10 protein-coding genes are annotated in these 13543 nt (G+C 40.2%); 7 read left to right on the forward strand and 3 right to left on the reverse strand.

Annotation, left to right across the window (positions count from 1 at the left end; translation table 11 throughout):
* Nucleotides 1–23: 23 nt before the first annotated feature.
* Both KME09_12240 and KME09_12245 read right to left on the reverse strand, forming a co-directional pair.
* On the reverse strand, nt 24–1265 hold the full coding sequence (locus KME09_12240) for an aminoglycoside phosphotransferase family protein (protein MBW4534694.1): 1242 nt from the start codon (nt 1263–1265) through the stop codon (nt 24–26).
* A 207-nt stretch (nt 1266–1472) separates the two neighbouring features.
* Nucleotides 1473–1691 carry a hypothetical protein gene (locus KME09_12245; protein MBW4534695.1) on the reverse strand — a complete coding sequence of 73 codons (219 nt, stop codon included), beginning with the start codon at nt 1689–1691 and terminating at the stop codon, nt 1473–1475.
* 515 nt (nt 1692–2206) lie between these two features.
* Between KME09_12245 and KME09_12250 the strand changes: the two genes are divergently transcribed.
* The 4 genes from KME09_12250 to KME09_12265 are packed head-to-tail and all read left to right on the forward strand — an operon-like array spanning nt 2207 to nt 8525.
* Nucleotides 2207–2782, forward strand: a complete 576-nt coding sequence (locus KME09_12250) for a winged helix-turn-helix domain-containing protein (GenBank protein ID MBW4534696.1) — start codon at nt 2207–2209, stop codon at nt 2780–2782.
* Complete coding sequence (locus KME09_12255; protein MBW4534697.1) at nt 2758–5760, forward strand: peptidase domain-containing ABC transporter; 3003 nt, start codon at nt 2758–2760, stop codon at nt 5758–5760. The genes KME09_12250 and KME09_12255 overlap by 25 nt, the downstream gene beginning before the upstream one ends.
* 38 nt (nt 5761–5798) lie before the next feature.
* On the forward strand, nt 5799–7775 hold the full coding sequence (locus KME09_12260; GenBank protein MBW4534698.1) for a response regulator: 1977 nt from the start codon (nt 5799–5801) through the stop codon (nt 7773–7775).
* A gap of 30 nt (nt 7776–7805) precedes the next feature.
* Complete coding sequence (locus tag KME09_12265; GenBank protein ID MBW4534699.1) at nt 7806–8525, forward strand: peptidylprolyl isomerase; 720 nt, start codon at nt 7806–7808, stop codon at nt 8523–8525.
* A 22-nt stretch (nt 8526–8547) separates the two neighbouring features.
* Here the strand turns inward: KME09_12265 and KME09_12270 are convergent, their stop codons facing one another.
* Nucleotides 8548–9768, reverse strand: a complete 1221-nt coding sequence (locus tag KME09_12270) for a trypsin-like peptidase domain-containing protein (GenBank protein ID MBW4534700.1) — start codon at nt 9766–9768, stop codon at nt 8548–8550.
* Between the two features lie 536 nt (nt 9769–10304).
* Between KME09_12270 and KME09_12275 the strand changes: the two genes are divergently transcribed.
* The 3 genes from KME09_12275 to KME09_12285 all read left to right on the forward strand — a co-directional run bounded on the left by KME09_12275 (nt 10305) and on the right by KME09_12285 (nt 13461).
* Nucleotides 10305–11912, forward strand: coding sequence for an Hsp70 family protein (locus KME09_12275; GenBank protein ID MBW4534701.1), 1608 nt, complete (start codon nt 10305–10307; stop codon nt 11910–11912).
* A gap of 333 nt (nt 11913–12245) precedes the next feature.
* Nucleotides 12246–13037, forward strand: a complete 792-nt coding sequence (locus KME09_12280; protein ID MBW4534702.1) for a WecB/TagA/CpsF family glycosyltransferase — start codon at nt 12246–12248, stop codon at nt 13035–13037.
* A gap of 271 nt (nt 13038–13308) precedes the next feature.
* Nucleotides 13309–13461 carry a hypothetical protein gene (locus tag KME09_12285; GenBank protein MBW4534703.1) on the forward strand — a complete coding sequence of 51 codons (153 nt, stop codon included), beginning with the start codon at nt 13309–13311 and terminating at the stop codon, nt 13459–13461.
* Nucleotides 13462–13543 lie beyond the last annotated feature (82 nt).

The raw sequence follows: 13543 nt of genomic DNA on the forward strand, positions 1-13543 counted from the left end.
TATGAGCTTTATTTATGTAGCATCTAAACCATTGCCTGCAAATTCCTGGAAGCTTTGGCAGTGCTGCTATCAATCAACTCCGCCTCAGTAGCGCCAAAAATAGTGTTAATCGCTTCTTTTGGGGAACAAAGCAAATTCTTAGCTACTTGTAGTTTACAAAGTGCTTCGTTATCGAAAGGATGATGATACTCAACGTAGTAGCTCAAGCGATTAATCAGACCAATGCCCGCAAATTGAACTATTCTTCTAATGTAATCGGGGCGATACTCGATAATTTTAGGAAAAGTAGCCAGGTATCCTTGCAGTAATGCTCTCAGACTCGGGATGATCTTTTCTAAGGGACAGGTAGCTAGACTAAGAGTAGTATGAAGATCGAGGTTAGAATCGGCAACTAAAGTATTGAGCCATTCTCCTAAATATTGGGATACCAGCATTCCTAAATCCACAGCGGGATCTGCCCAGTAGATAAGTTCCCAATCGATTATTTTTACCTGTTCTGGTTTGATTTGAACTAATTCTCGATCGAGATTGAGATTGGCCTTAATAATAAAGTTATCTAAAGTAAGGTCATTATGAGTTACACAAGCTGATTGTATATTGTCATATAGTTCGACGATCGCTTGCTGAAGACTGGGAAACTTTTGATATAACTTATAAAACTCAAGTCCGTCAGGACAAACTTTGCTAAAAAGATCAGGAGTGACAGTATTTAATTCACGAATAAAGCCAGGGGGTCTAATTGGTCGATCTAATTTGAAGTATTGGCTTAAGAATTTTCGGATCTGCGGCTGTTGATAGGTAGCGCGATGAACTTGAGCTAGATTAATACCTATAGTTTGGGCGATTTGGGGATGATAGCTCTGACAAGTTCGATAATAACTATCAAGGGCAATATAGTCATCGTAAAAAACTGACACCAGAATCGAGTTATCTCGGTCAAACAAGACTACCTCAGAAATTAGTGGTTGAATGGTCGCTAAATTACTAAATTTATTGATTAGTTCTTGAACTAACCATTCGGTAATCAAGTGTCCAGATGTTTTCCCTTCGCGATCGACGCGATTTTGTTTAACTAAAAAGCTGGCGCGATCGCAATTAGTGCAATCCGAGGAGTCAGGAGAATCATCCTGTGCAGTTCTGACAACTAAATTGAAGTTTTTGCTTTCTTTACAAATTATGGGAACAGTAGGCTGAAAGTCTGGAGGACAAACATTTTTCTGCTTCAGGAAATCTACCACATTGTTCGCACTTAAAATAAATCCCATAATAAATTTTTTTTAATAAGTAAGGTAGCTCTGACACGCCGTCAATAACTCTAAGGTTAAGTCAGTTGACGAGGTATCTTTTAAGCTACCCAATTTAAACTGTGCTTGATTTTTTGCAAGAAGACAAAAATTTAAGCGATAGTTTCGCAAAGTCGTTAGATATATCCCAACGTTAGAGTTACGATTTTATCGATAACTCGTTCTAGATTAACAGTGGTATCTGCTTCCACATCCACATCCATATCCACCTTTGCCTTTGCCTTTGCCTTTGCCTTTGCCTTTTCCTTTTCCTTTTCCGCCGTAACCACCGCCACCAGAAAGGCTTAATTCTTCTTCAGAAAGAACTCGAAGGTTACCCATAACGCTCTCAGAACCAGATAATAAATCAGCGCCTAGAGGTTGTAGATCGTTAATATTGATTCCCATTTTTTTTACCTTTATTAATTTGATAATTTTGCTGTGAGTTAATTCCCAAGAAGTAGATGCTGTACATAACTCTTGAGATATTAAATTGAGGAAGAATAAATTCTCACCTATCTTTGTATCGCAAAATTTTAGTCGAAATTCAGGTAAACAGTAAATAAAAAGACATAAACTACAGCAAACACAAAATTATGTCCTATCTATACTCAAGCATTTAACTTAACTATTTAATTGCAGCGCATTAAGTTTAACCACAGCTTCATGATTCTTTAATAACAACATTGTAAAAAATTTGGGTATGATTCATTAAAGTAAAAATACCTACATAAATTATTTGCTCTTCAAAACCGATGGCGAAAATCAAATCAAATAAACTATTTAAATTAATATTAAAGTTGTCTTTTCGGCGACTTAATTGTCTTCTTTTTGTCTGTTTACTAGTTAATAGAACTTAGTAATAGCCTAGATCGAATGTTATAAGTAAAACCAAGAACCTAAATCATTTTTTATGGAGGGTAATGACTGTAAACGATCAAGCTCAAGACTTAACCAGTATCTTAACTGAGATACTTGCCGAAAAGTCGACTAAAAACTTAGACCACAGACATCGTCGTCGCTTAGAAATAATTCTGCGGAGTCATTTAGGTCAATCCCAAGTAGAGATTTGTTCGGCTTTAGGTTGTTCCAAAGATATGGCTCGCTATTGGATGGCGATCGCCAAAAAACCGCAAAGCGATTCTTGGCAAGATACCTGTGTTGGTAGACCCAAAAGGGTTAACGATGAATATCTCCAGCGTCTTCAGGAGTTAGTAACCAGTAGTCCAAAAGATCACGGTTACGCTTTCAAACGTTGGACAGCCAAATGTTTGAGTCAGCACTTAAGCACAGAATTAGGTATTGAAATTAGCGATCGCCATGTTAATCGGTTACTCAAGCAAATGGGTCTATCGACCAAAAATTCTCAGCACCCTGCAAGTTCCGATGAATCTTCCTCTAGCAACTCAAAACCAGGACGAATTACGATCCAAGACCTCAATCCAGCTGCCTATTCTCAATTAAATGATTCACTATGGTGGTTTCAAAACCAGATTTAGACCCAAAATTTATTCAGCAGTCTTTAAATCATCTTTTATCAGAATCTCAACTTCAGCAATTTTTATCACAATTAGAAATCATTGAGCCAAATCCAGGAGAACTGTTTTGGCATTTTGACCGCATAGAAGCCGGAATTTACCTAATTTTGACGGGTAAAGCCAGATTAATCGATCATGAAGATAATTTGATTGCTTCGATATCCCAAGGTTGGCTAGGACAAATCGACTTGTTTGTTGAATCTGGTTGGCAACCGTACAGTCTCAGAGCTTCTTTAGGCTTAACGCTAGCTTATTTAGATACTAAATCAGCAAAATTTTGGCTAGAGACTCATCCCCAGCTACAGGAACATATTTATCGCCAGGGAGAAAAATGGGACTTACTGATGTTGTGTCATCAAGTCAGTGGCTCAAAGTCCGTTGAAGATCTCTTGCCAATCTTGCCGTTATTAGCAACAGAGCAACTAGAGCCAGGCATTTTATCACCTCACTTGGCTGAAAAGAAGCACTTGTGGCTCCTGCGTCAGGGGGAAATGGTTCACGGTTCGGGTCTAAAGTTAGCCCCAGGTCAACTTTACGATAGAGAATTCTTACCAACCGAGGGAGAATGGCTAATTACCAAACCCACTCAGCTATATCTTCTGGAAGATAATCTTCCCGAAACAATCAAAGCCAAATCCTCAATCAAAACGCAAAACACTGGTTCGGCACTTAAAATTGCCCCTCTTCAGACAGTAATTCCTGAAGCACAAGCTGCTCCAGAGACTCAATCGCTGCCCTATTTCCCTAGTCCCACAGTAAAAATTGCTCATTGGTGGCAACAATCCTCAAGACGTTATCCTTTTCTTAAACAACACAGTAATTCCGATTGTGGAGTGACTTGTTTGGTCATGATTAGCAAATATTGGGGTAAAAACTTCAGTATTAACCAATTAAGGGGAGTGGCTAATGTAGATCGTTCAGGAGCTTCCATTAAAGGTTTAATTACTGCCGCCGAATCTGTCGGCTTTATGGTTAGACCGCGTAAAGCAGATTTATTAGCGCTCCAAAGTCAAGAATTGCCAGCGATCGCCCATTGGGCAGGAAATCACTATGTGGTGGTTTATCAAGTTACTAAACGGCAAGTAATTATTTCTGATCCCGCGATCGGTAGACGTATTCTCAGTCGCCAAGAGTTTGTCGCTGGTTGGACTGGTTATACTTTGCTACTGACACCAACAGCCAAGTTTGAACAAGCACCAGAAACAAAGGCAAGTCTCTGGAAATATGGCAAAATACTCCAGCCCTATCAACTAGTTATACTCGAAATTTTTGCTGCCTCCTTCATCATTCAAATTGTTGGATTATTTTCGCCTATATTCACCCAAATTTTGTTAGATCGGGTAGTGGTACAACGTAGTGTCCCCACCTTGATTGCGGTAGGAACGGGTTTGCTCATTTTTAGAATTTTTCAGGTAGTAATTTCGACCCTACGACGTTATTTGCTCTATCACACTGCTAATAGGTTAGATTTATCGCTGATTGTCGGATTTATCAGCCATACCTTTAATCTGCCCTTAAACTACTTTGAAACTCGTTATGTCGGCGATATTACTTCCAGAATCAACGAAAATCGTAAAATTCGCAGTTTTCTAACGGGAGATGCCATCACTACAGTCTTGGATGTTTTAAGCCTGTTTGTCTATCTTGCTTTAATGTTTTGGTATAGCTGGAAATTATCTCTATTGACTTTAGTTATCGTACCTATATTTGCCGTGGTAACGGTTTTTGCCACGCCGTTTCTGGTTAGAGTATCTCGTGAAAGTTTTAATGCCAGTACTAAAGAAAAAAGCTACCTCATTGAAGGTTTGACGGGGATTAGTACGATCAAGTCTATGGGAGTAGAACAGACAGTTAGGTGGCGTTGGGAAGATTTGATCAATGAGTCAATTCGGATTACTTTTTCGGGACAGATGATTCAAGAACGGGTGGAATTATGTACTTCTTTAATTGAAACCACTATTTCTAGCGTGTTATTAATTTTTGGAGTTTGGCAAGTAATTCAAAATCAACTGACTATTGGGCAATTAATTGCTTTTAACATGCTGGTGGCGAATGTAATTAGCCCGCTCAAAAGGATGATTACCCTGTGGAATAATTTTCAAGAAATTAGAATTGCGATTGAACGTACTGATGATGTCATTAACACCGCAGCTGAGACAGGATTATCAGGAGAAAATTTAGTTCCTCTGCCACCAATCAAGGGGGAAATTCGGTTTGAAAATGTCACTTTTCGCTACGACTTAGAAAGCCAGACCAATACGATTGAAAACCTCAGTTTTGAGATTCAGTCAGGACAAACCATTGCCCTGGTAGGACGCAGTGGTTCGGGCAAAACCACTATTTCTAAACTGTTACTGGGACTTTATGCTCCTGTTCAGGGAAAAATTACCATTGACGGCTATGACATTAATAAAATCTCGCTCAAATCCCTCAGACAGCAAACAGGAGTGGTGAATCAAGATACATTCTTGTTCGGGGGAACGATTTTAGAAAATCTCACCATTGGTCATCCTAATGCTAGCCAAGGGGCGATCGAAGAAGCTGCTCGTCTGGCTGGAGCTGCGGACTTTATTGACGAGCTACCCCTCAAATATGGTTCGCAAGTGGGAGAAGGTGGCGGATTACTTTCTGGGGGACAACGGCAACGTTTGGCGATCGCCCGCGCTTTATTAGGCAAGCCTCGTTTACTAGTTCTCGATGAAGCTACTAGCAATTTGGATGCAGAATCAGAACGAATTATTCAAAATAACTTAAATACTATTTTAAAAAATCAAACTACTTTAGTGATTGCTCATCGTCTTTCTACCGTACGCAAGGCAGATTTAATTTTAGTCATGGATCGCGGAGTATTGGTCGAAAGCGGGACTCATGATGAATTAATGGCTCAACGGGGTCAGTATTTCCATCTTAATCAACAACAGTTAGCGATCGCTAATTAAAATTCCCATAATTATTTGAATAAATTGTTAAATTCGCCATGAAACAAATTGAAAACTACACTGCAATTGTTGAGTCTAATCAGCCTAAAGAAATTAAAATTTTGCTGGTAGACGATCAGAGTTTTGCACGGCGTTTCGTGAGTAAATTAATTGAAACTGCCAATCATCTGAAAATTATCGGCACGGCAGATAATGGTCAAGAGGCGATCGCTTTAGTCGAATCACTACAGCCAGATGTGGTTCTAATCGATTTAGAAATGCCCGAAATGGATGGAGTTACCGCCACCGAAATTATTGTTAAGCGTTTTCCTGGCTGTAAAGTTTTGGTGCTGAGTTCCCACGAAGATGGAGAATATCTCCAAAATGCCCTGTGTGCTGGGGCAACAGGCTACTTACTCAAGGGCAGTTCGGCACAGGAGTTAACTAACGCTATTACCTCCGTTCGCCAAGGTTATACGCAATTGAGTCCAGGTTTATTGGCAAAAGTTCTTACTCCCAAAGTTGAGATAGTTGTCGATCAAGAGCAATTGCCACCAGCAGTAACCAGCGAGAGTAACTGGGCAGAATCTACTCGCGAAGGAGTCGAAACCCTACCGCGAGTTTCTTTGCGAGCTTTGCTTTATTTGTTGATTGGCTTAACAGTTGTGATGATACCCTGGATAACTTTTGCCAAAGTGGATGAAATTGGTGCGGCCAAGGGCAAATTAGAGCCTCAAGGAAAAATTGTGAGGCTAGATGCTCCCGTGAGTGGTGCGGTGATGTCCATTGCAGTTCGAGAAGGAGACAAAGTTACCCCAGGACAACAGCTCGTTAAATTAGAGTCGGAACTGGTTAACGCTGAACTAAGTCAGCAACTACAAAAATTACAGGGACAACAAAATCAACTAAATCAATTACAATTACTCAAAAATCAACAGTCAATCTCGCTGCAAACCCAAAAACAGCAAAATCAGGCACAGCAGTTTGAAAAAGAAGCTTTAATCGCTCAAGCCAGAGAAAATCTGTCTTCTCTCAAAGCCAACTATGGCAATCAACTAGCGGAAAAACAAGCCCAGATAGAACAAGCTCAAGGTGCAATTAAAGCTAGCCAGTCTGCTCATAAAGTGGCAAAAATTAAATGGCGCAAAGCGATCGAAAAAGTACCCCGTTATCGAGATGCTTTTGAGCAGGGAGCGTTATCTCAAGATTTATTAGCAGAAGCAGAACAAACCGCCCAAGAAAGTAGTGAAAATCTCAATCAAACTCAAGCTGAAATTGCTCAGGCTCAATCGCGCTATCAAGAGCAGAATCAGGGTTATAGCAAATTACGTCAGCAAACAGCAGGAGAAATTGACCAAGCTGCTTTACGTTATCAAGAACAGCAACGAGGTTTGCAATCTTTGGTCGAGGCTAATAATCTAGCGGGATTAAAAATTATCGAAGAATTAAAAAATACTGAATCTCAAGTTATTACCCTCAAAGGAGAAATTGCTCAAACCGAAAGTTTGATTAAAGGTTTAAATTATCAATTGCAGCAACGGACGATTTATGCTCCTGTCGAAGGTACAGTTTTTGAATTACCGATCGCTAAACCAGGTGCGGTGGTGCAGCCAGGACAAACAATCGCCCAAATTGCTCCTAAAAATGTGCCATTAGTTTTACGTGCCAGAATGAGTAGTAACGAGAGCGGGTTTCTCAAAGTGGGCTTACCTGTAAAACTTAAGTTTGATGCCTATCCATTTCAAGACTATGGTATTGTGCCTGGTCGTTTAACTTGGATTTCTCCTGATTCGAGAGTTAAGCCGAGTTCTAGTTCATCTTCATCGACAGATAATACGTCTGAATCTAATCAGCCTGGAGAATTTTACGAACTAGAGATTGAATTAACCCAAAATTATATTCAGCATGGCGATCGCCGAGTTCTGTTGACTCCAGGACAGACTGCTGCTGCTGAAATTGTCATTCGTCAACGTCGTTTAGCGGATATTTTTCTCGCTCCATTTAAAAGTTTAAAAAAGGGTGGTATTCAGCTTTAATAGACCAAGAGTCTTTAAATTGAACTGAGAATGCCAGAACAGATCCCGATTAGCCCAGAGGAAATTATTCAACAAATAAAGTTTTCTCGTCTAATGCCTAAAATTTCCCAAGAAATTGCGAGGCGGAAAATTATTAGCGAAACTGCTAAAGCCCAAAATATTATCCTCAGTGAATTAGAAATACAGCAAGCAGCAGACAGTTTTCGCCTGAAAAATAACCTTTCTAGTTCTCAGGCGACTTTAGATTGGCTAGAAAAATATGGTTTATCGATTGAGGAATTTGAACAACTTATCTATGACAATTCCCTCTCGTTAAAATTAGCTCAACATTTATATAGCGATCGCGTTGAATCATATTTTTATGAACATCAGCTAGATTATACCAAAGCGACAATTCATGAAGTAATTCTCCCCAACTTCGACTTGGGAATGGAACTTTTCTATGGAATTCAAGAACAAGAATTTAGTTTCTGGGATGTCGCCCATCAATATATTCAAGAACCAGAATTACGTTATCGTGGGGGCTATCGAGGCTGTTTAAAAAGAAATGAATTCAAGCCAGCAGTTTCTATGGCAGTATTCGCTGCTCATCCCCCACAAGTTCTTAAGCCAATTGTCATTGATAAGCAAACATATCTAATTTTTGTTTCGGAAATTATTCAACCAAAACTAGATAGCGAAATGCGTTATCTAATTATTACTGATTTGTTTAACCAATGGCTCCAAGAACAAATAAAACAAATACTCTAGGAAAATAATGGCCACAATGCAGCTAAGATATACTCTTAAGCTGACTGGTTACTACCTTCAGTTTTAAAGGGCGATCGCCTCGCATAACATTAAACTGAAGACTTTTATTTAAGCCGCTTTCGTCAACTATTGACTGTAGCTGTTCTGCATCATTAATTACCTGTCCATCAATAGCGGTAATTACATCTCCCAAGCGCAAGCCCGCTGCTTCGGCAGGAGTATTGGGTAAAACCCGCAAGATTAAAACACCTTCGACTTCAGGCAGAGCAAAGGGAGAGTTGGGGTTACTATTATTTTGTCGGGCTAATTCTGGAGTAAGAGTGCGCATCTGCACCCCCACATAAGGATGAGGAACTTGTCTGCCCGCAGCCAGGGTAGCAGCAATGGTTTTTGCTTGATCGATGGGAATTGCAAAACCAATGCCGTTGGCATCGGGGCGGATTGCGGTATTGATGCCGATTACTTCCCCTCGTCCATTTAATAATGGGCCGCCAGAGTTTCCTGGATTGATGGCGGCATCAGTTTGGAGGAAGTCAATTCGTTTATCGGGGATACCTACTTGGGCTGAAGAACGAGCTAAAGTACTAATAATTCCTAAAGTTACGGTGTTATTTAAACCGACGGGATTGCCTACAGCGATCGCCCAATCTCCAACTTGAACCTGAGCGGAATTGCCTAAAGGGGCAATGGGTAAATCTCCCGCAGGATTTTCAATCTTAACTACGGCTAAATCGGTAACTTCATCAGTACCTTTAACTACTGCGACAAATTCTCGCCCGTCTTTAAGGGTAACCGTCACTCGATCTGCCCCACTAACGACATGAGCATTAGTTAAAATGATGCCGTCTTTTTGGGTGATAAAACCTGAACCCTGTCCTCGAACCTGTCTTTCTCTTGGTAGTTGTGCGCCAAAGCGATCGCCAAAAAATTCACGGAAAAAAGGGTCTTCAAATAAAGGCTCAGCTTGACTGGCGATCGTTCTTTCGGTATCAATGCGCACTACCGCAGGCCCTGTATTGGCTACTGCTGCTGCGACAAAGCTACTGGAACTAATAGCTGTGGGTGCTTGTGCCTGAACTGATTCGACTTGAGGGGCAATTGGTTGATTATTGGAAGTGCTGTCTAGGGCTAAGGTATAAGCTTTAGAAGACATCACTCTAACAGTACTAAAAGTCAAAATAACTCCTAAAAAAAGCGCTGTAGCGTGGCTAGCCACTTTAGCTAGAAATCTCTTGTTTTTCATTATTGATTAACTTCTATTAATTTAATTATTGATGCTTTCTTATCATAGCTCGACTATAGATTGGACATCTGAGTTCCTCTAGTCATCATTAGACTGTAGTTTGCTTGGCGCTACTTCTACTTATCAGCTGATATTACGCATCGGCTAATTTACTCTATAGTTTTGACTTGGGGACTTGGGGACTTGGGGACTTGGGGACTTGCCCTAAAGGATATGCCCTAAAGGACTAGCTTCGCGTCGCGTAGCGGTATCTCCAACTATGCGACTTGTCCTAAAGGATACTGCTCCGCATATGCCGCTTAGTTCGGTAGACAAGTGCTTTAGCACTAGCCCTAAAGGATTAGCTCGCAAGCTCGCGTCCTTCGCGTCGGGGACTTGGGGCAATAATTATCTCCCTATCTCCCTATCTCCCTATCTCCCTATCTCCCAGTCTCCCTACATATTGTAATTACTAACTTTTCTCTGCGTAACGTCAGTTATCAGCTAATAAAAGCGATAAACTGATTTGCAATAAGCCTAGATGGTCGATCTTGTTGATGATAAATAATTCTCTATCCCCCAACGCTTACGCAATTGATTTTGGTACGAGCAATACAGCGATCGCCCGTTGGAATTTAGCTACTGGTAAAGCTGAACTGGTTAAGCTCCCTAACTTGTCTCAGCAGCTTGGTTCTCAACCCCCTTTGATTCCTAGTTTGCTTTATGTAGAAGATGCAGCAGCAGGAAAAGTGATCGTCGGACAGGCTGTGCGCGATCGCGGTTTGGATTTGGCTAGTGATACACGTTTTTTTGCTAATTTTAAACGGGGTATTGGCACGGAAATTCAAGGTTTTTTACCTGAACTGGACGGAGTTAAGGTTTCTTTTGAGCAGGTGGGAGCATGGTTTTTAGGGGAATTGCTTACCAGTCTTCAGCAAACAGCAGGGGAGGTTAAATCTTTAGTCTTGACTGTTCCTGTAGATAGTTTTGAATCCTATCGTCTTTGGTTGATGGAGGTGTGTCAGTCTTTAGAGGTGGAGCAGATTAGTATTTTGGATGAGCCAACGGCTGCTGCTTTGGGTTATACAGCTGCCGATCGTCAGTCTTTACTCGTGATTGATTTTGGTGGGGGAACGCTGGATTTATCTTTGGTACAGTTGTCTGCTGGGGTTGCTACTCGCGGTTATTTGCTCAAATGGGGTCAAAGAATGTTGGGGCAAAATGCTGCTCAACCAAAAAATACGGCCAAGGTAATTGCTAAGGCGGGAGATAATTTGGGTGGTGCAGATCTGGATAATTGGCTGGTGGATTATTTTGTCGCCACTCAATCTTTAGAGAAATCTAGTTTAACTACTCGTTTAGCAGAAAGACTTAAAATTCGGCTTTCTACGGTGACTGAAGCCAAAGAGGTTTATTTTGATGATGAAACCTTGGAAACTTACGAACTGAGTTTAGATCGCGATCGCTTTGAGCAGATTTTGACTCAACAAGGTTTGCTTAATCGGCTTGATAATCTGATGGAGCAGTTATTACAACAGGCTAAACGCCAGGGAATCACCGCCACAGACATTGACGCTGTATTGCTGGTAGGGGGATCAGTACAAATACCTATAGTACAGGATTGGATTAGAAAATATTTTGATGAAGTTCAGATAAAGCATCAACTTCAGTTTGAAGCGATCGCCATCGGTGCTTTGCAAGTATCTCAAAGTACTGAGGTGCAGGACTTTCTTTATCATAGCTATGGTATTCGTTATTGGAATCGTAAAACTAATCGTCACGACTGGCATCCGATCGTCGAGAAGGGACAGCCTTATCCTATGGCTCAAGTAACAGAGTTAGTTCTGGGTGCTTCTACTCCCAATCAAAGCAGTATTGAAGTGATTATTGGCGAACTTAGTAGCGACACTAGTACCGAAGTCTTTTTTGATGGCGATCGCCTAGTTACGCGCACGGTGACCAATCAAGAGCAGATCGTACAACCCTTAAACGATAGTGAGGGAGCAAGGTCTATTGCTCAGCTCGATCCTCCAGGAAATCCTGGTAGCGATCGCCTAAAACTATTATTCAGTATTAATACTCAGAGATATTTATGTATTACCATTGAAGACTTGTTGACACAAGAATCTTTACTGAAGAATTACATAGTGGTGAAGCTAAATTAAGAAAACATACTGTAATATGTACTTATGTGAAAGTAACCAGGAGTAAAAACTATGTTTTTCAGCAATTTACGTCATATCTGCATATTTAGAGGTTTAATGGCTCATTCATCAAAGTTTAGAGCCTAATCAAATTGTCTCAATTGATATACTTCCATTTAGCTGATTATTGCTAATTCATACTTTCATCCCCAGGATAAAAAATTAATACTACATTTTAGTTTCTTGGTATTTTTGCTTATTTGCATCAAATATAAATATTAATCGTAAATAAAGTTTAAAGTATTGCAGTTGAGTAAATACCCTTCCCCCAAAAAAGATCTAGCAGAAACAGCAATGGATCATTCGCAAGTCAATATACTAAATATTCCCATCGACAGTATAGGTATGTGTGAGCTGCTCGATGAATTAAAGCATGGCGGAGTAGTCTTTACTCCGAATGTAGACCATCTAATGAAGCTGCAAAAAGACCTTGAATTTTATCAAGTCTATCAGGATGCCGATTACCGAGTATGTGACAGTCAGCTGATCATGTATGCTGCTCGTTTTTTAGGTCAGCCAATTCAACAAAAAGTTTCAGGTTCGGATCTATTTCCCGCTTTTTATCACCGCTATAGCCAAGACGAAAGCGTCAAAATTTTCTTGCTAGGTGGCTTGGCAGGAGTTGCAGCCAAAGCTAGTCAGCGGATTAATGCCAAAGTAGGACGCAACATGGTAGTAGGTACCTATTCACCTCCCTTGGGCTTTGAAAGCGATCCTGTCGAGTGTGGGAAAATTATTGAAATTATTAATCGTTCTGGTGCCAACGTTTTAGCGGTGGGAGTTGGCGCACCCAAACAGGAAAAATGGATTGGTCAATATCGTTTAAGTTTGACTGAAATTAAAACTTTTTTGGCGATTGGCGCGACCATCGATTTTGAAGCGGGTAATCTGCGTCGCGCTCCTGTTTGGATGAGTTCGGCAGGATTAGAGTGGCTTTATCGTCTGCTGTGCGAGCCTGGTAGACTTTGGAAGAGATATTTAATCGACGATCTCGGTTTCTTTGTGCTAATTTTTCGCCAGAAGCTTCAGATGAACCGTGAACAAGAAAGCTATCTTCGCAAGAAAAATCTATTTGAATCTAGGTAAGATAATCGCTGTGAAAATCAGTGTGTAATTGGAGTTAATTGTGATGATGGTTAATTAATTTGAACTTAATATTTAGTTAATCAATATTACCTTGTTCACAGTAGTTTTACTGACATATCTAGTTAAGATTTGGCTTGGTGATTAAATCAGTTATCCACCTTAACCTTAATTTTAATGTGATACTTAATTGTAAATTTAGCTTTATATTATGGTCTATTTATTGTAAATAAGACATAATTAAAATCTAGGGATGTGTAGGGGAGAAATTAAAATGTTTGAAAGAATACTGTTAGCAGCTGTAATTACTTTTTGTGTTTATCTGTTTTTGAATTTGGGTAGTGAATCTTCAAGTACCCCCTCAATTAATGCTGAACAGGGAGCAATTTCAGGATTTGCTCATCAAATTGCGTCCATTTATGGTTAAGAAATGATTTCAAGCAGGTAGCTAATAATTACAAAAATATTATAATAATTGTCGACAGCTATTCTTAAACAATAGAATTAAA

This window comes from Pleurocapsa minor HA4230-MV1 (genome assembly GCA_019359095.1).
GTDB lineage: Bacteria > Cyanobacteriota > Cyanobacteriia > Cyanobacteriales > Xenococcaceae > Waterburya > Waterburya minor.

Excerpts from the sequence above, each read along its gene's own strand:
- KME09_12245 (MBW4534695.1), bottom strand. The coding sequence starts at position 1,691 with ATGGGAATCAATATTAACGATCTACAACCTCTAGGCGCTGATTTATTA.
- KME09_12250 (MBW4534696.1), top strand. The coding sequence starts at position 2,207 with ATGACTGTAAACGATCAAGCTCAAGACTTAACCAGTATCTTAACTGAG.
- KME09_12275 (MBW4534701.1), top strand. The coding sequence starts at position 10,305 with ATGATAAATAATTCTCTATCCCCCAACGCTTACGCAATTGATTTTGGT.
- KME09_12280 (MBW4534702.1), top strand. The coding sequence starts at position 12,246 with ATGGATCATTCGCAAGTCAATATACTAAATATTCCCATCGACAGTATA.
- KME09_12265 (MBW4534699.1), top strand. The coding sequence starts at position 7,806 with ATGCCAGAACAGATCCCGATTAGCCCAGAGGAAATTATTCAACAAATA.
- KME09_12240 (MBW4534694.1), bottom strand. The coding sequence starts at position 1,265 with ATGGGATTTATTTTAAGTGCGAACAATGTGGTAGATTTCCTGAAGCAG.
- KME09_12285 (MBW4534703.1), top strand. The coding sequence starts at position 13,309 with ATGTTTGAAAGAATACTGTTAGCAGCTGTAATTACTTTTTGTGTTTAT.
- KME09_12270 (MBW4534700.1), bottom strand. The coding sequence starts at position 9,768 with ATGAAAAACAAGAGATTTCTAGCTAAAGTGGCTAGCCACGCTACAGCG.
- KME09_12255 (MBW4534697.1), top strand. The coding sequence starts at position 2,758 with ATGGTGGTTTCAAAACCAGATTTAGACCCAAAATTTATTCAGCAGTCT.
- KME09_12260 (MBW4534698.1), top strand. The coding sequence starts at position 5,799 with ATGAAACAAATTGAAAACTACACTGCAATTGTTGAGTCTAATCAGCCT.